This is a genomic window from Phycisphaerales bacterium, assembly GCA_035627955.1.
Lineage (GTDB): Bacteria > Planctomycetota > Phycisphaerae > Phycisphaerales > UBA1924 > JAEYTB01.
Genome location: DASPKU010000008.1, coordinates 13,039 through 30,453, shown reverse-complemented (window position 1 = coordinate 30,453; position 17,415 = coordinate 13,039). Strand labels below are relative to the sequence as shown.

14 protein-coding genes are annotated in these 17,415 nt (G+C 67.7%); 9 read left to right on the top strand and 5 right to left on the bottom strand.

Translation table 11 applies throughout. The annotated features are described in order from the left end of the window. The first annotated feature begins 99 nt into the window (after window positions 1–99). The 3 genes from VD997_07845 (at window position 100) to VD997_07835 (ending at window position 2,788) form a co-directional block, all read left to right on the top strand. Window positions 100–939, top strand: coding sequence for an SIMPL domain-containing protein (locus VD997_07845; GenBank protein ID HYE61894.1), 840 nt, complete (start codon window positions 100–102; stop codon window positions 937–939). A 65-nt stretch (window positions 940–1,004) separates the two neighbouring features. Then, complete coding sequence (locus VD997_07840) at window positions 1,005–1,649, top strand: hypothetical protein (GenBank protein ID HYE61893.1); 645 nt, start codon at window positions 1,005–1,007, stop codon at window positions 1,647–1,649. Window positions 1,650–1,660: 11 nt separating this feature from the next. After that, a complete protein-coding gene (locus tag VD997_07835) occupies window positions 1,661–2,788 on the top strand; it encodes a 3-dehydroquinate synthase family protein (protein HYE61892.1) in 1,128 nt (375 codons plus the stop codon). Between the two features lie 70 nt (window positions 2,789–2,858). Here VD997_07835 and VD997_07830 read toward each other — a convergent pair whose 3' ends face one another. Together VD997_07830 and VD997_07825 are read right to left on the bottom strand one after the other, a co-directional pair. Next, the gene (locus tag VD997_07830; GenBank protein ID HYE61891.1) at window positions 2,859–6,851 is read right to left on the bottom strand and encodes a filamentous hemagglutinin N-terminal domain-containing protein; all 3,993 of its coding nucleotides are present in this window, start codon (window positions 6,849–6,851) and stop codon (window positions 2,859–2,861) included. 79 nt (window positions 6,852–6,930) lie between these two features. Beyond that, the gene (locus VD997_07825) at window positions 6,931–8,859 is read right to left on the bottom strand and encodes a ShlB/FhaC/HecB family hemolysin secretion/activation protein (protein HYE61890.1); all 1,929 of its coding nucleotides are present in this window, start codon (window positions 8,857–8,859) and stop codon (window positions 6,931–6,933) included. A gap of 240 nt (window positions 8,860–9,099) precedes the next feature. Between VD997_07825 and VD997_07820 the strand changes: the two genes are divergently transcribed. Both VD997_07820 and VD997_07815 read left to right on the top strand, forming a co-directional pair. Beyond that, a complete protein-coding gene (locus tag VD997_07820) occupies window positions 9,100–9,354 on the top strand; it encodes a hypothetical protein (GenBank protein HYE61889.1) in 255 nt (84 codons plus the stop codon). Window positions 9,355–9,720: 366 nt separating this feature from the next. Beyond that, complete coding sequence (locus VD997_07815) at window positions 9,721–10,416, top strand: hypothetical protein (GenBank protein HYE61888.1); 696 nt, start codon at window positions 9,721–9,723, stop codon at window positions 10,414–10,416. 4 nt (window positions 10,417–10,420) lie between these two features. Here VD997_07815 and VD997_07810 read toward each other — a convergent pair whose 3' ends face one another. Next, the gene (locus VD997_07810; GenBank protein HYE61887.1) at window positions 10,421–10,648 is read right to left on the bottom strand and encodes a hypothetical protein; all 228 of its coding nucleotides are present in this window, start codon (window positions 10,646–10,648) and stop codon (window positions 10,421–10,423) included. Further along, the gene (locus tag VD997_07805; protein HYE61886.1) at window positions 10,645–12,171 is read right to left on the bottom strand and encodes an endonuclease/exonuclease/phosphatase family protein; all 1,527 of its coding nucleotides are present in this window, start codon (window positions 12,169–12,171) and stop codon (window positions 10,645–10,647) included. The genes VD997_07810 and VD997_07805 overlap by 4 nt, the downstream gene beginning before the upstream one ends. Before the next feature lie 163 nt (window positions 12,172–12,334). On the opposite strand from VD997_07805, the gene VD997_07800 reads away from it, so the two are divergent. From VD997_07800 to VD997_07785, 4 genes are all read left to right on the top strand, one after another. Beyond that, window positions 12,335–13,357 (top strand): SRPBCC family protein, encoded by a 1,023-nt coding sequence (locus VD997_07800; protein HYE61885.1) that lies wholly within the window; start codon window positions 12,335–12,337, stop codon window positions 13,355–13,357. Further along, the gene (locus VD997_07795; protein HYE61884.1) at window positions 13,354–14,580 is read left to right on the top strand and encodes a zinc-dependent alcohol dehydrogenase; all 1,227 of its coding nucleotides are present in this window, start codon (window positions 13,354–13,356) and stop codon (window positions 14,578–14,580) included. Before VD997_07800 ends, VD997_07795 begins: the two co-directional genes overlap by 4 nt. Continuing rightward, a complete protein-coding gene (locus VD997_07790) occupies window positions 14,577–15,056 on the top strand; it encodes a ferritin-like domain-containing protein (protein HYE61883.1) in 480 nt (159 codons plus the stop codon). The genes VD997_07795 and VD997_07790 overlap by 4 nt, the downstream gene beginning before the upstream one ends. Before the next feature lie 255 nt (window positions 15,057–15,311). Next, window positions 15,312–16,520, top strand: a complete 1,209-nt coding sequence (locus VD997_07785) for a hypothetical protein (GenBank protein ID HYE61882.1) — start codon at window positions 15,312–15,314, stop codon at window positions 16,518–16,520. A gap of 12 nt (window positions 16,521–16,532) precedes the next feature. Here the strand turns inward: VD997_07785 and VD997_07780 are convergent, their stop codons facing one another. Beyond that, window positions 16,533–17,351 (bottom strand): ATP-binding cassette domain-containing protein, encoded by an 819-nt coding sequence (locus tag VD997_07780; protein ID HYE61881.1) that lies wholly within the window; start codon window positions 17,349–17,351, stop codon window positions 16,533–16,535. Window positions 17,352–17,415: the final 64 nt, after the last annotated feature.

Genomic DNA, 17,415 nt, shown 5'->3' with positions numbered 1-17,415 from the left:
GCTCGCCAGCGGGTGTTTTCACTCGGTAACCACTCTGTCACACGCTTCGGCACTCCCCCACGCCTCGTACGTACAACTCAGCACAAGGAGCACACACCCATGAACCTCACCACCAGTCGCCGCCTCTCCCGGACCGCGATCCTCGCCGCCCTTGCCCTCATGCCGCTGAGCGCCTCGGCGCAGGACATCACCCGTCCCGGGCGCGCCCTGCCTCCCGATGCCTCTGGCACACTCGCCGCAAGCGAAGTGAAGGAGACCACCATCAGCTCCAACGGCACCGCCCGCGTGGAGCGCACGCCCGACTACGTCGACATCTCCGTGGGCGTGTCGATCATCTCGAAGACCGCGTCGGAGGCGCAGGCGGAGGCCAACAAGGCGATGGACGCCGCGCTGAAGGCGATCCGCGCTCTGAACCTGCCGGACCTGGAGCTGCAGACCGGCACCGTGCAGCTCACCCCCAGGTACGACGAGTACCGGCCCAGCAATGGCCTGGAGGTGCGACAGATCGTCGCGTATGACGCAAGCATCATGGTCCGCGTCCGCACGTCGGACCTGAAGGCGGTGCCGAAGACCATCGACGCCGCGCTCAGCGCCGGCTGCAACCGCGTGGACTACGTGTCCTTCGGCATCCGCGAGGCGATCGCAGCCCGCGAGGAGGCGATCAAGCTCGCGGTGCAGGCGGCCCGCCGCAAGGCCGCGGTGCTGGCCGAGGCGCTCGACCTGGAGATTACCAGCGTGGAGACCGCGACGACAACATCGCAGATGGGCGGTTGGTACCCCCGCTACGGGCAGATGGCGCAGATGAGCAACCGCATGGGCGGCGAGTCCGGGGGCGCTGGCGGTGAGGAGCCGGTGGTGCCCGGCAAGGTCGAAGTGTGGGCGGATGCGAACATCACGTTCACGGCCAAGCCCGCGGGCGGGGCGGCGAAGAAGCCCTGAGTCCTCGTCCACTGGGCGATCCCGGGCGCATTCCATGGATGAGCGACGCGCGGTACGCTGCAAGCATGCCGCGCGTTTCTGCTGTGCTGCTGGTCCTTCTCGCGTTGATGCTGCCCGCGTGCAAGCCCCCACCGGGGCCAGCGGAGCGGGTGTACGCGATCGTGGTCTCGCCCGCGGGTGGACGTAAGACGGCGTCCATGGAGATCGCCACCGAGTGGCGGGCGAAACGACTCACGCTCGACCAGTGCATCGACCTTGGGTTCGAGATGCTGGAGTCGCTGAAGGCCGCGGCCGCGGCGGGCAATGGCGTGGCGCCGGCGCCCGTCCGCGAGATCACGCCAACCTCGCTCAACGCGACCGCGTTCGCCGGGGCGGTGCTTGATGCCACGCTGCTGCTGGAGCGCGAACTGCCGCACGGGGCGGATACGGAGATCTTCTGGCAGCGGCTGGGCGGGCTGGCGTTCGCCGCGGCGGAGGAGGCCCGCGCGGCCGGGCGAGGGCCCGAGGCCCTGGTGCTGGTGACCGGCGGGGCGAAGCGGTGGCAGACGGAGGCGTACTGGCACCTGCACCCGACGCACGACGGGTTGGTCTCGTGGCTGCTGGCGGAGGCGGGCGACAAGGGCGAGGCAATGGCACGCCTCCGGCGGCGGGCGCAGCTGGAGGGCTTCGCGCTGGAGACGTACCAGAAGCTCGGGGGCGGCGGGTTCTAGACTCATCCAGCATGCCGATCCGCGTCCAACTGGGTGCCCGCAGCTACGACGTGCATGTCGGGCAGGGGCTGCTCGCCCGTGCTGGAGAGGTCGCACGCGGTGCGCTCGCGACGCCCGGCACTCGGGCGACAATCATCGCCGACTCGAACGTGCCCGCGGCAATGGTCGATTCAGCCGAGCGGTCGCTCGCTGCGGCGGGGTTCGCAACCACGCGGCTTCCAATCGCGGGTGGTGAGCCGTGCAAGACGCTGGCAAACGCCGAGGTGCTGCTCCAGCAGCTCGCGGTTGTCCGGCATGAGCGCACCGACCCGATCATCGCGATCGGCGGCGGCGCACTCTGCGATCTGGCCGGGTTCGTGGCCGCAACCTACCGGCGCGGCGTGCCTGTGATCCACTGCCCCACCACGCTGCTGGCGATGGTCGACGCGAGCGTCGGCGGGAAAACCGGCGTGAACTTGTGGGTGAACGGCTCGCTCAAGAAGAACGTGGTCGGGGTGTTCTGGCAGCCCGCGGGCGTGATCGTTGATGTCGACATGCTCCGATCGCTTCCCGCGCGTGAGTTCCGGTCGGGGATCGCGGAGTGCCTCAAGCACGGGCTGATTGCTGGACACACCGGTGACGACGCGCTCTGGGAGTGGACGCTTGCGAACCTTGCCTCGGTCACCGCGATCGAGGGAGGCCCGCTTACCGAGCTGATCAATCGCAACGTGCAGGTGAAGGCAACTGTGGTCGCAGGCGATGAACGCGAGGAAGCGGCGGACCGAGACGGTGGACGAGCCCTGCTCAACCTTGGCCACACGTTCGGCCACGTGATTGAGTCGCTGACCGACTTGCGCCACGGCGAATGCGTGGGGCTAGGCCTCATCGCGGCCGCGACTGCATCGGCCGGCCTGGGGCTTGCGCCTCGCGCGCTTGCGGAAGTCGTTCGCAAGGCTGTGCAGGCTGCGGGCCTTCCCACATCGGCACCGAGTCTTCCTGAGGTTGGTCGCCTGATCGACCTCATGCGCGAGGACAAAAAGACGCTCGGTGGCGACCTTCGCATTGTCGTGCCGCTTCCAGATGGACGCGCGGCGGTGATCCGCAATCCCGAGCGAGAGGCGGTTCAGGCGGGGTGGGATGCGATTTGTGCGTACCGCTAGCTAATTCCAGCAAAGGAAACGACGCAGGGCCCACGCCCTGCGTCGTCGTCGCACTCAATATTCACTCACCTCATGACCGCGGCTTCTCGATCGCCCGCGCCAGCACATCGGCCGGCAGCTTGTCCGACGCTATCTGCGAGAGCACCCGTGAGCGGGCCTGGCGGTACTCGACTTCGGCGAGGCCCAGCCGGCGGATGTCCGCCAGCAGGTTCTCGAGCTGCTGCACCTGCGCCAGCGTCGCCCGCTCCTCGGGGGTGGTCTCGAGGTAGTTGCGGAACGCGGCGGGGTCCACGTCCGTGGCCTGCGTGAGGGTGAAGTAGCGGCCCGCGGCGTCGCTGAGGGCCTGGCTCACCTCGCCGGTGCGCTCGGGCGTGGTGCCGATCACCTGCCGGTACGCCGCGGCCACCCGCATGACCGACTCGATATCGACACGGGTCGCGGCGAAGGCACGGCTGCCGCCGAAGTCCTCGATGTCCGCGGGCATGTCGTTGTACTCGTAGCGCCCGCCGAGGGCCGCGCGGGCCTCCTCGAGCCGCACGCCGCGCCCGGCGATGCCCAGCTGGGTGAGCAGGCCGACGTCGTAGACCTTGGGCTGCACGGTGTCGCGGAAGCGCGGCGGGGGCGGCACCGCGCCGGCCAGCTCGTCCGCGGGCGGCGGGGGCGGAGGCGGCGGCGGGGGGGGCGGCGGAGGAGGCGGCGGAGGAGGGGGAGGCGGCGGTGGCGGTGCGACGGCGGGCGTGGTCTTCTGGTCCAGCACCTGGCCGTCGAGCACGAGGGCCGAGAGGCTCGTCTCGCTGGTCTTGCTCTGCGTGATCTCGAACAGGTTGACCACGGGGTCGCCGATCACGCCGTCGGCGTCGGCGAACGTGGGCGCGGGTGAGCCCGCAGGACCCCCGAGCCTCACGTCACCCTGGAAGTCGATCTCGCCGCCCGCGACGAAGTCAAGGCCGCGGTCGCCGACCTCGCCCTCGCCCACGCGGATGAGCGTCGCGGCCTCGCGCCGCAGCAGGCGGATCGTCGGGGCGATCACGGTCATGTCGCCGACGGTCACCAGATCGCCGAGCGTGGCTTGGCGGCTCGAGTTGATGAGCAGGTCGCCCAGGGTCGTGAACTTCTCGTTCTGGCCCATGGTGAAGTCGCGAGAGCGTATGGAGATCGAGCGCTCGCCGACGATGGTGGCCTTGTCCGGGACCTCGCGGCTGCCGTCCTCGCCGGCGGTGCTCAGGGTGATGTCGACGAGGGCCGTCTGGCCGCCGACATCGCCATTGAACACGATGAGCCCGCCCTCGGTGGTGCGCACGGTGAGGTCGAACGCGCCGTCCACCGTGTCGCCGAAGCGGATGGTACCGTCCTCGTCGCTCTCCAGGAGCTGGTCGGCGCCGAGGATCACCGAGCCGTCGTACATCTGATCGCCCAGCGTGTGCACGAGCCCACCGTCCATGAAGGTGGAGCCGGTGACGTGCAGGAAGTCCAGGGGCAGGATGTTGCCAATGGCCCCATGGTCGACCATGTTGCCGTTGATCGTGAGTGAGGCCTGGGGCGCGGCCACGCCGGGCTCGCCCTCGGTGATGTTGCTGATGGTGACGTAGGGGTTGACCGGGCCGTCGAAGATCACCGTCGACGCGCTCAGGGTGCGGTCGCCCACGAGCCAGGTCGCGTCGTGGTAGTGCTGGTCGCCGATCGAGGAGACGTCGGCGGAGAGGATGGCGTCCCCGAACACATCCAGCGAAAAGACGTTCAGCGGGTCGTTGATGAACGAGCCGGTTTCGCTGTCGAGCGTGAGCGAGGTGGCGTCGAAGTACGAGCCGTTGCTCACCGTGACCGACGAGTCGTTGGAGCGCACGACGTACGTCATGCCCATCAGCATCGAGCCGAACTGGTCGGCGGTGGGCAGGTCCGCGTTGGTGATGGCCGCGTCCTGCTCGAAAGTGAAGGACTGCGGGCGGGTGCCGGGGCCGGCGCTCGCGGCGAAGGTGGGCGAGTTGGTCAGGGCGTCCACGCGGGCGGTGGCCAGGCCGGTGTTGCTGCCAGCGCGGAGGGCGATGGTGTCGCCCCACAGGCTCTGGCCCGCGGAAATGAACTTGACATCGCCCGTGCCATCCTGCCCCGCGTGCAGGTTGATGGACTGGCCGGCGTGGATGAACCCGTCGATCTCCACGTTTCCGTTGCTGCGGAGGTTCGCGGTGGTGCCGATGTCCAGGTCGTCCTCGACGCGGAGGAACTCAGTCGCGTGGGCATCCACGCTCAGAATGTTCTGGTAGCCGCTGGTGCCGCCGAAGTCGCCGCCGAAGATCAGGAAGCCGTCGGTGATCCGCACCACCAGGTTGGTGCCCGTGGGGTTGCCGACGAAGCCGAACTCGCTGGCGCCGACGAACTTGCTCTGGGCCTGGGTGATCGACAGCGTGCGCCCGTTGGGGACGGTGGCGAGGCCGAAGTCCACATCGCCCGTCGTGCCCTCGGTGATGATGTCGCCCGCCGTGGCGGTGAGGGCGGTGCCCAGGAGGCGGTTGTCCACGATGCTGTGCCCGGCCTTGAAGTTGAGGAAGTTGGCACGGATGTCCAGCATCTCGAAGGACATGTCGCCCTCGAAGCCGAAGCGGATGTCGTTGCCGGCCTCCAGGGTCAGGCCGCCGTTGGTCTTGTTGATGTTCTCGCCGACGATGATGTCGTTGGTGGCCTCGAGGCGGACGTCGCCGTTGAAGCCCTCAATCGCGTCGGGCGTAATCACAAACGTATCGCCGGGGCCGTCGGTGTCCTCCACCGTGCCGTCGTCGACCTCGTTGTCGTTGTTGCCCTTGCCGTTGCCGATGTAGATGTTGAAGGGGTCAAAGAGCACGGTCGCGCTCTCGTAGCCCTCGGCGGTGTCGCCCTTCACGGTGCCGTACACTGCGAGCTTGGCGCCGCTGACCTCGGCAAAGCCGCCGTCGCCGCCCAGTTCGCCGCCGGACACATCGACGGTCGCCCCCGCGGCCACCGTCGTGCCGCCGTGATAGCTGTGGATGAGCACCTCGCCGGCATCAGCCACGCCGCTGCCGCCCGCGGCCGAGACCACGCTGCCGCTCTCCAGACGCGTCTCGCGGGAGCTGGTCACCTCGGCGTAGCCCGAAGCGCCGCTGCTCGAGACGGCCGCGACCGTGCCGCTGTTGATCACGCGCGGGGCCTGCACCACGACGGAGCCGGCCTGGCCGCTCTCGACGCTCGCGGTGATCGTGCCCGTGTTGCGGACGGTGCCGCTGTGGCTGGTGACGCTCACCTTGCCGCCGGGGGCGCTGACCATGCCCTTGTTGGCAATGGCGAGCGACAGGGCGTCGCCCGCAGCGAGGGTCACGATGCCGCCGCGGGCGGAGATGGTGCCGGTGTTCTCAAGGGACGCGGTGGTTCCAGCGACGCCAGGGTTGGCGTTTACCGGGCCCGCTGCGGTGTTGACCTGCTTGCCGTCAACCTTCACATAGATGCCGCCGCGGCCTTCGCGGATCATCACGTCATTGCCGACGACCGTGGTCACCATTCCGCCGTTGGCGACGATGGTGCCCGAGTTCGCCACGCGGGCGCCAATCAGAGCGACCGTGCCCGAGTCGATCATGCCCTGGTTCACCACAGGGCCGGTCACGTTCGAGAAGTGGTTGACGCCCGACAGGAAGTCGGCGTCAGAAATCTTGCCCGCGGCGGCATAGAAGCCGGCCGTGTTCACCACCGAGTTCTGGCCGAAGAACACACCCGCGGGGTTGACCAGGTACACCTGGCCATTGGCGGTCAGCGTGCCCTCGATCTTAGTCGGGGTACTGCCGGTGATGCGGTTGAGCACGCGGCTGCTGGCGCCGGGCTGCACGAACCGCACGGCCTCGCCCTGACCGATGTTGAAGCTGTTGTAGTTGATGATCGCGTTGTTGCCGGCGGTGATGGTCGTGGTCGACCCGTTGCGGCTGAAGCTCGCCTGGCCGCGGACGACCTGCGCCCCCTCGGGCCCGGCGACCGCCTCCCGTGCGACGCCGAGCATCGAACCGGCGACCAGGGTCAGCAGCGTGGCGTGACGCATGGGCAGGCTGTTGCGACGAGTCTTCATGCTTCCCTCCGGTGGAATCGCCGCACCGCTCGCGGCTACTCCAAGTGTCACCCCGGAATCCCGATACGCCACCCGCTGGTCAGTAGATCAGCGTCAGAACGAAGGAGAGCTCGTTATGACCGGCATCAACGTCAACGGAGCCGTCACCGTTTTCCAGGTCCAGGAGCGCGAAGCCCCAGTCCACCCGCAGGTTGAAGCGGCGGGTGAGCGCGAGGTCCACGCCGATACCGGCGCCCAGCAGGTTGTTATCAGCCTCGAACGAAAACCGATCGGTGTTCTCGACGTGGGCGGCGTCAATGAACGCCTTGAAAACGAGGTCCCAGTCGGTCGGGCCGTACTGGTACTGGGGGCGCCAGCGGTGCGGCTGGCCGAAGAACGTGCCCGCCACGGGTTCAGGGCTCAGGTTCCGCGGCAGGTGGTAGCGGTACTCGGCGGTGCCGATGAGCACTGAATCGCCGGCCGTGGCGCTCTCGGGGTAGCCGCGGACGGTGTACAGGCCGCCGACGGGCTGCTGCTCGTTGGGGATGAGGCGGTTGTCGAAGGCGTACTGAGCCGTGGCCCCAAGGTGGATCTGGTGCGCGAGCCCGCCGGTGCTCTCTGCGTAAGGGTCGAAGTAGGGCTCGAGGTAGAAGTCGTGGTTGATCGAGCCGCGGAGGACGTAGTAATCCTCGTCCGCGTCGGAGCGTCCCAGAGGATCAAGGTTCTCGCTCGTGCCGGCGACGCCGCTGATGTTGCCCTCCAGCGAAACGACGCCGTTGGTCTGCACGGCCTCGGTATTTCGCTCCAGCACCAGGGCGATAGAGGGGACGAAGAAGTCGTCCTCGCCCTCGATGGCCGCGAGTTCGTTCTCGACCTCGACGTGCTTCCAGTGCACGCCGCCGACGAGGTCCAGGAACGTGGGGCCGTTCTGGTAGAAGTTCCAGGAAATGGAGCCGCCGACGGTGTAGCCCTCGCCCTTGAAGTCCAGGCCAGGCAGGCCGACGTCGGACGCGGTGTACTGGTACCACGAGCCGTCCACTCGCCAGCGCCAGCGGTCGGTGCCCGGGAAGGGGCGGTCGTACGAGGCCTGCACCTGGTGCGTGTCCGCAAAGTTTGCGGTGCTGTACTGGATGTCAAGGATGTCGTCGTGGTTACTGAGGTCGTTGTGGATGAAGCCGAAACGCTCGCGCAGTCGGCTGGTGGATTCCGTGCCGGTATTCGCGATCTGCGCGAACAGCAGCCACGGGCGGTTCTCCGTCACCACGTAATCCAGCCGCACGGCCCCGGGCTCATCGCCGGGGGCCGACAGCGCCACGTCCGCCCGCCGGCCGGGCCGACGCTTGAGCAGGTAGAGGTAGTCGTCGATGGTCTCCTGGTAGACCAGATCGCCCGCCACCACCGGCGAGCGCTCGAGCACGCGCGCGTGCAGCGGGTGGTCGATGGTCTGGTCCTTGGGCAGCCGCTCACCGATGCCCACGGTGTGCATCTCGGTGATCGTGCCGAGGGTGACCAGCAGCGTGACGGTGGTCTCCCCCTCGGGCCGCAGGTCAACAACGCGCCCCTCTTCAACCCGGAACTGCGCGGGGTCGGGCATCACGTACACGCCGCCCAGGCCGCGGTTTTTGAGCAGCGTCACCACCGCCGGTGCGAGCAGGGTCAGGCCGGTGTCGGTGAACCGCTGCTCGCGCAGGTTGGGGATATCGCTCAGGCGTAAACGCTCGGTGCGTTCCTGCGGGGCCGGCGCCGACCAGCCGTCGGGCGTGAGCACGCCCTCGAACGCTGCGTCGAGCAGCGACTCCGCAGGCGGGTTCTGCGGGTTCTGCGTCACGTACTGGATGACGATCCCGGTGACGCGGTGACTCTGCACGGTTGAGGGTGCAGCGGCCGGAGCGGGCGGAGCCTCCTCCTGCGCCATCGCCACGGGGCACACGCTGACTGCCAGCCCAGCGCCCGCGACCAGCGCCCAAGCCATCCTCACCGCCCGCCGCTGTGCACAAACCGGCGTCCTGCTCGCCAATGACTGAGCCATCCTGTCTTTCCTCAGTTTCTGGAACCACCACCAACGCCGAGAGTTATCGGCAATCCATGGTACCGCCGTTGGCGATGATGAAAAGTTGGGGGAACACTGCGGTGGATAACACCCCTCTCCGTTTTGCGCGGCCGCAGTTCCTGCGCCCTCCAGGGTTTTGTTTCGCATGACTTCAGTCGTCGTGGACTTTGGTCGATGCCCACCCTGGCCGCCCCCTCGGGCGGCGAAACGGAGCTGTGAATGAACCGTCGCACGATCCTTTGCACCGCCGCTGTCCTGACCGTCGTTCTGGGTGGCTGCTCCTCCGGGCGTAACAACCGGGCCAGCATGGGCATGGTCGGCCCTAACGACCGCGTCCTGAGCCTGGCCGCCGGCGACTCGCTGGGGCGAGCTGTGTACGTCAACGACGTCATCCTCGCAGCCGCCAAGGTTGATACAAGCAGCACCTTCACCAACGTCGACACAACGAGCACGCTGAGCACGCCGCGGGAGTGAGCTCCGCTCCCCAGTAGCGCGGAACCGGGCGATTCCTGACGCGAATCTCTTGCTGAGGTTCGCGTTTTTCATTGGGTGCGCCCGCGGCTTTGGCACTGGGCAAAGCACCCACCGAGCCCTCCTCGCCCGCCGCACGGGTTTCCCATCGGCGCGATGGCGACGCTGCTCCCTCCCCTGCTCACGCCCCAACCCCCCATTGGCTATCCCCTTACACGGGCGACGGTTGTACCGCCTGCGCCGGTGGTTGCACCCCCACTTCCGACGGCGATTACTGGCATCCCCACTGATCTGGGTCAGAGTTGAGTGCAGGCCGGGTCTCAGCCCCGCCGCCATGGACGGCTTAGTTCAAGATCAGGAGGGATCGAGATGCGTTCTTCGTTCAACGCCCGCACGATGCTCGTTGCCGCCGCAGGCCTGCTCAGCGCGGCCACCGCCAACGCGGCCCTCATCACCGACGCGAGTTTCTTCACTCCCTACCCGACCACCCTCATCAACTTCGAGACGGACGTGCTGGGCAACCCGATCACGCTGCTTCAGGGTCAGCGGCTCACCATGCCCGCGAATGCCTACTCCCCCCTGGGTGTGACGTTTGCCGGCAAGGGCTCCGAGCCCGTGTACTGGGTGAACGACGGCAACGCGGCCTTCGATGCCGCGCAGACGCTCGGCGGTTCGCCCAATGTCTCCATCCCCTCGTCGCTGACCAACTCCTTTACGGTCACCTTCAGCGTGCCCGTGCAGGCCCTCGGGTTCTTCGTGGTCAACAACCGAATCGCCGACCCGACGGGACCCGTGTTCGTTGCCCGCGATGCGCAGGGCAATGTGCTCGAGACCGCCACCTGGGGATCGATGTTCATCGACAACACGATCTCGATCCCCAACACCACGGCCGACTACGGCTTCATGGGCATCACCACGAGCACGCCCATCGCGAGCGTGACCGTGACGAAGGTCCACGCGATCCTCGATGACTTCCGCTTCAGCCCGATCCCGGCGCCGGGCACGGTCTCGCTGGCCGCGGTCGGGGCGGCGTTGATCGCCAGCCGCCGCCGGCGTCGCTCCTGATCTTTCAGGGCATCGGCAGCAGATACCTGATTGTGAGCCACGCGACCAGTGCCACCACGAGTGCGCCGCCCACGATATTTAGGACGCGGACACCCTGCTCGCCGAGGTCGGGCAGCAGGCCGATATTCCTGCGGCTGTAGATCACGCAGTACCAGTTGAACACACCGCCCAGAAGAGCAGCCAGGCCAGCGCACGTGAACAGGGCCGCGAATATCAGCAGGAACGTCTTCATCGACGCGGCATGAGATCGACGATGACCGGCAGGTGATCGCTCACCTCGGTGTCGGTGCGGTCCAGCCCGATCCGCGCCAACGACTCATCACTGAGCCTCCAGGTGTCGAGCACGAACGCGTTCGCAACCTCAGCGTTGGCGTCGCTGAAGAGCAGGTAGTCCAGCCGCCCGGGACCGAAGCCGCTCTTGGGGTCGCGCCACGTTGTGACCGTGCGGTCGCCCAGCACGACCGGCATCGCTACCGACAGGTCGCTCCCATCCGAATCCAGCCCTGCACGCAGCAGGTCCAGCGGCGGACGCGAGCCCACCAGGTTGAAGTCCCCGCCGATCACCCGCAGCGTCGTCGCCGGGAGCTCAGCCAGCGCCGCGCCGACCGCCGCGTTGATGGCCTTCGCTTCGGCCAGGCGCGTGCGGTCCTCTGAACTGTCCATGGTGCCGCAGCACTTGAGGTGCGTGGCCGCCGCGACCACATCGCCCATCGGCGTCACGATCGTCGCGCCGATGAAGCGGACCGGGCGTGTGCCGTTGCCGTCACTGCCCGGGCGGGTCACGGAGTTCTTCAGCAAGGGCGTGAGCGGCCAGCGGGACACCACCGCCACACCCCCGCCCGAAGCGTTGTCACCGGGGGCCTTCACCACGTTCCAGGAGCCCTCCCCCACCATCGCGGCGAACCAGCCCTGCACGCTCTCGGCGTCGCCCTGCTCCCACTCGCTGATGAGGACGACATCGGGCCGCACAGCCGCGAAGACCCGCCGGAACACCTCCGGCTGGCTCAGCGGGCCGCTCTTCTCGACGTTGTACGCCATAACCCGCACCGCGCCCGCGGGCTTGCCGGGCAGGTCGGCCCGCCCCAGCACCGTCCCTGCGCTCGCCGGTCCCACATCAGCGCTGAACGGGTCGGAGTAACCGGTGACCTTGCCGTTGCCGTCACGCGTCGCGAACACGCCTGTCACCCGCCCACTCGACAGCAGCCCGCCGCGCGGCAGCAGCCCGGCGTTCTCCGGCGTGCGGGAGATCCGCAGCTCGTACCACGTTGCCGCGTAGGTGGGCGTGCAGGTCAGGTCGAGGTCCTGGATTTGGATGGGCGTGCGGCGGCCCTGCGAATCCACCGTGTGCGCGTACACGCCGTTCTTGATGGCCGCGCCCTGGCGCGGCGAGAACTCAAGTTCGAGGTCCACACCCATCTGGTCGAAGGGGGCAAGAGAGCTGCCCTCGCCCGTGCCCTTGTCGGCATCGACGTCCAGGAGGATCGACGTCGTGACGTTCGCCGCCTGGAGGGTGTACGCCTGCCCGGGCGAGAACCGCAGGTACAGATAGTTCGGGTCGGCCGTGATCACTACGTCCGAAGGCCAGTCTGCGGTATCCCCGTCCAGCAGGATGCCCGCGTCGCCCGGCGTGGTGATGCGCGTCACCGGGCGCACCGCCGGCCGGTTCGAGCCCGCGCACGCTGTCAGCAGCAGCGCCGACGCACCGACACTCAGAGCCGCCACACCCGCCAACATCCGCTTCAGCTGGTTCTTCATAGGGGCGACACTATCCCCAAGCTGGGGCCATAGGGCAAGCCCGTCTGCGCCGCCCACGCGCCGCCTGGCGCACCCTTTTACCCCCGTTTCAGCCGTCCGCCCCCACCCCTCCCGTACCTATGCACTGTGGCGTGGGGGAAACAACGCGCCCAAGGGGATGAGCATGAGAGCCGCGGAGCTCAACTTCAATCCGTCTGAAGATTCCGATCAACAGTCCGACCACGCCCAGCAGAACGTCGGCCACGCCGAGCGTGCCCTCTCCGCCATCGGCGGGGGCTGGCTCGCCCTCAAGGGCCTGCGCCGGGGCGGCGTCTCGGGGGTGCTCATCGCGCTCGCAGGGGCTGCACTCGTGAAGCGCGGCGTCACCGGACACTGCCAGGTCAAGCAGATGGTGCAGGAGGGTCGTCTGCCCAAGCTTGGCTTCGGCCAGTTGGGCTTCGGCCAGTCGGGCTTCGGCCAGGGGCGCGAGGCCAAGCCCGCCGACTACTTCAATCACGGCATCCACGTTGAGGAGGCGGTTACCGTGCAGGCCCCGGCCGCGCAGGTGTACGCCTTCTGGCGCGACTTCACCAACCTCGCCCAGTTCATGAAGCACGTGAAGTCGGTCGAGGTGCTCGACGAGAAGCGTTCGCACTGGGTCGTCGAGGGGCCCGCGGGCAAGGACGTGGAGTGGGACGCCGAGATCATCAACGAGGAAGAGGGCCGCCTTATCTCGTGGAAGTCCCTGCCAGGCGCGGAGGTTGACAACACTGGGACCGTTCAGTTCCGCGAGGCCCCCGCCGGGCGCGGCACCGAGGTCCGCGTTGTGCTCGAGTACCTCCCGCCCGCCGGCAAGCTCGGCCTGGCGATCGCCAAAGCCTTCGGCAAGACACCCGGCGCGCAGGTCCGCGATGACCTCCGCCGCCTCCGCCAGATCATCGAGACAGGCGAAGTGCCCACCACCGAGGGGCAGCCACGCGGCGAGGGCAAGCGCGGGCGCGTGCAGACCTCCATGGTCGAGAACGCTACCCGCATGATGGGCAACACCGACCAGCACAAGCCCAACCAGGGCGCCCGCTTCGCCCGCAGCGAGGACCAGGAGCAGAACAAGGGCGACAGCCAGTCCGGGCCCGCCCGCACCCGCAAGCAGAACCAGGAGCCCGTCGGGCACGCGGGGGACAGCTCTGAGGAAGGGGGCGGCGAGTGAAGGCCCTTTGTTGGAACGGCCCCAAGGACATGCGGGTTGAGGAAGTCCCCGACCCCAAGATCCTCAACCCGCGCGACGCCATCATCCGCGTCACCTCCACCACCATCTGCGGCAGCGACCTGCACCTCTACGACGGCTTCATCCCCACGATGATGGCCGGCGACATCCTCGGCCACGAGTTCATGGGCGAAGTCGTCGAGGTCGGCCCCGGCGTGCAGACGCTCAAGGAGGGCGACCGCGTCGTCGTCCCCTTCTGCATTTCCTGCGGCGCGTGCTACTACTGCAAGCGGGCGATGTTCTCGCTCTGCGACAACACCAACCCGCACGCCGATTGGGTCGAAAAGCTCTACGGCTTCAGCACCGCGGGGCTTTTCGGCTACTCGCACATGTTCGGCGGGTACGCCGGCGGGCAGGCCGAGTACGTGCGCGTCCCGATGGCCGACATCGGGCCGCTGAAGATTCCCAGCGGCCTCTCCGACGAGCAAGTGCTGTTCCTGACCGACATCTTCCCGACAGGGTGGATGGCCGCGGAGAACTGCCACATCCAGCGCGGCGACACGGTCGCGGTCTGGGGCTGCGGCCCCGTCGGCCAGTTCGCCATCCGCTCCGCCTTCCTGCAGGGGGCCGAGCGCGTGATCGCCATCGACCGCGTGCACGACCGTCTCATGCTGGCCGCTGCCAACAGCGGGGCCGAGCCATTGCACCTCGATGACGTCGACGTGTACGAAGCCCTCCGCGACATGACCGGCGGGCGCGGTCCCGATGCTTGCATCGACGCCGTGGGCATGGAGGCCCACGGCTTCGGCGCCATGGGCGTGTACGACAAGGTCAAGCAGTCGCTGATGCTCGAGAGCGACCGCCCGCACGTGCTGCGGCAGATGATCCACTGCTGCCGCAAGGGTGGCACGCTGTCGGTGCCGGGCGTCTACTCGGGGCTGATCGACAAGTTCCCGTATGGGGCCGCGTTCGGCAAGGGGCTGACGCTCAAGGGCGGGCAGACGCACGTGCAGCGCTACCTGCCCGACCTGCTGCAGCTCATCATCGACGGCAAGATCGACCCGAGCTTCGTGATCACCCACCACATGTCGCTGGAGGAGGGGCCAAAGGCCTACGACATGTTCCTGCACAAGCACGACGGCTGCATGAAGGTCGTGCTCAACCCAGGGCGTGCGCCATCTCCGCAGGAGCGGGAGACACCTCAAGAACAGGAGGTTCCGTCATGACCAGCGAAGACCTTGTTGTTGCATGGCTCAAGGACGCGTACGCGATGGAGACCACCCTCGCGAACAACCTCGACAACCATTGCAAGGACGCCAAGCGCCACCCCGACGTCGAGGCCCGCCTGCGCCAGCACGCGCAGGAGACCCGCCGGCACGCCGAGCTCATCCGCGAGTGCATCGAGCGCCACGGCGAGTCGCCCAGCGCCGGCAAGAACATCATGGGCAAGCTTGCCGGCCTTATGGGCAACCTCCACGGCGCCACGAAGGACGAGCTGCTCAAGGACTGCCTGCAGGATGTGGCCGCGGAGCACTTCGAGATCGCCTGCTACAAGTCGCTGATCACGGCCGCCCGCGCTATCGGGGACGAGCAGACCGCCCGCGTCTGCGAGGAGATCCTGCACGAGGAGGAGCGCATGGCCGAATGGCTGGAGTCGAACATCGCGATGCTGACGAGCGAGCAGCTTGCGATGGCGCACTGATCGGCAGGCCACTCACGACAACCTGGCACGCACCAGCGGCCCCGGCAACCCCTGCCGGGGTCGCTTCTTTTCCGCCCCCACCCTGAGAATCCTGCACGCAAAGCCTCGGAACTGCTAGACTCGCGCCACCCTGCTGGAGTGGTAACCATGCAACGAGTTGTCTTGAGCACCGCAGCGGCACTCGCAGGATGCGCCAGCGTCCTCCACGCGCAATGCCAATCAGGCTGGCTGGTTTCATCAACCGGTGAGGAGCAGGTGGTCGCCGCGGTCACGTGGGACCCAGACGGCAGCGGCCTGCGGCCAGCCGCTCTCTACGCGGCAGGGCGGTTTGGGGTCGATGAGTTCAACATGGCCGCGTATGGCATCGCGGTCTCTTCGGGCGGCACCTGGACTCTGCTGACGCCGCCGCTCAACCAGACGATCCGATGCATGGTGGTGGGCCCGGACGGCAGGCTCATCGTCGGCGGCGAGTTCACGGCGTCAAGTACGCAGTCGATTCCCTACATTGCAGCGTGGGACGGCGAGAACTGGGAAGCGATCGGGCCTGGAATGAATAACGCGGTCACGACGCTCACGGTGTCCTCCGGCCTTCTGTATGCCGGTGGACGCTTCAACAACGTCGGCCCCGCATCAGGTCCCTTTATTGCGACGTGGGACGGTGAGACATGGCAGTCCGTCTCCGCCTCGCCGGCACTCACAAACGCACCCTCGCTGCTGAAGACGCTCGCGAACGGCGACGTTGTCGCCGCCAACTTCAGGTGGGTGGAGAATCGGTTCACCTGCCAGGTTGAACGCCTGTCAGGGAACGCCTGGACACGCCTGGACCAGGGCGCCACCGGCGCAGCACTGCTTGGGATGCACGGCAGTGATCCGGCTGTCTTCGATCTTGTAGAACTCGCCTCCGGCGACCTGGTTGCGGTTGGCCACTTCCAGAACGCGGGCGGAGTGGTCGTCAACAACGTGGCGCGCTTCAACGGTACATCTTGGGTGCCCTTGGGTGCGGGCCTGGACTCCATTGCATCCTCCGCGGCGCTCCTCCGCGATCAGACCGTGGTCGTCTCTGGATGGTTCCATTCGGCCGGCGGAGTTCCAGCCAACAACTTGGCCCTCTGGTCTCCTGCGGGTTGGGCTGCGGTGCCGGGGACTGGAGTCGAGTACGTCCAGGGCGTGTTCGAAACGTCCGATGGAGGTGCACTCGTTCGAGGTCAGTACTCCGATTGGACGGGGGAATGGCCAGTCACTCATTATGTGGAAGCACGGTACGTCCTCACCCCGACTGCTGACTTCAACGGTGATGGAGATGCCGGGACGGACCAGGACATCGAGGCCTTTTTCGCATGCCTCGGCGGCACCTGCTGCCCTCTTTGTCACCCGCGCGGCTCAGACTTCAACGCCGACGGAGACTACGGCACCGACCAGGACATTGAGGCGTTCTTCCGCGTCCTGGGCGGCGGCAGCTGCTAGAGGTTGTGCGCTTCACTCCACCTCCGCCCGCGGCACCGCCCGCAGCAGCCCCCGCGTGTACTCGTGCTCGGGTGCCTCCAGCACCCGCTCACGCGTCCCCACCTCCACGATCCGCCCCTTGTGCATCACCGCGATCCGCGAGCACACGTGCTGCACCACGTTCATGTCGTGGCTGATGAACAGGTAGCTGAGCCCCATCTCCTTCTGCAGGTCCATCAGCAGGTTGATGATCTGCGCCTGCACCGACACGTCGAGCGCACTGGTCGGCTCGTCGCACACGATGAACTTGGGCCGCAGCGCCAGCGCCCGCGCGATGCCCACCCGCTGACGCTGACCGCCGCTGAACTCGTGCGGGTACCGCGTCGCCGCCGCGGCCGGGAGCCCGCACCGCTCCAGCAACTCGCCGACGCGCGCCGCCAGCGTGCGCGAATCACCTGCCAGGCCGTGCACGACCAGCGGCTCGCCCACGATCTCGCCCACGCTCATCCGCGGGTTGAGGCTGCTCGCCGGGTCCTGAAACACGATCTGCATGTGCCGCCGCAGCCGCCGCAGTTCCCCCGCACTCGCCCGGGTAACGTCCACACCGTCGAACACGATCAAGCCCGACGTGGGCTCCATCAGCCGCAGCACGGCCCGCCCAACCGTCGTCTTCCCCGACCCCGACTCCCCCACTAATCCCAGCGTCTCGCCCGGGCCAATCTCGAACGAAACCCCGTCCACCGCCTTCACCACCCCCGTCCGGCGCGCCAGCACGCCCGAGCGCACCGGGAAGTGCACGCACAGGTCCGTCACCCGCAGCAGCGGCTCGCTCGAGTCCGGCATCATGCCCATGCCGCATCCTATCGGCACGGTCCCCTCCCACCCCCCACACCCGGCGACTTGACCCATCCCCCTG